The 254-nt window shown below is 33.9% G+C and carries 1 pseudogene; it reads left to right on the top strand.

The annotated features are described in order from the left end of the window. Positions 1-21 precede the first annotated feature (21 nt). Positions 22-254, top strand: a pseudogene (locus tag M901_RS06595) (methylated-DNA--protein-cysteine methyltransferase); the annotation flags it as partial.

Raw genomic sequence — 254 nt, 5'->3', positions numbered from 1 at the left:
ATAATAGCAATAGGATTTCTCATGCAACTTACCTTTAAATCTGAATTTGGAATGATAAAAATTTCTGGGTGCGAAAGATATATCAGAAGTGTAGAAATTGTAAAAGAAGATAATAATATTGACGAAAAAAATCTTCCTGAGCACTTTTTCAAGGCGCAAACTCAGCTACGTGAATTCTTTTCTGGTGCGAGAAAGGAATTTGATCTTCCTTTAAAACCAGAGGGAACAGAATTTCAACTTGCAGTGTGGAATGA

It is taken from the genome of Bacteriovorax sp. DB6_IX, from assembly GCF_000447775.1.
Taxonomy (GTDB): domain Bacteria; phylum Bdellovibrionota; class Bacteriovoracia; order Bacteriovoracales; family Bacteriovoracaceae; genus Halobacteriovorax_A.
This window is presented reverse-complemented; position numbering and strand designations above follow the sequence as displayed.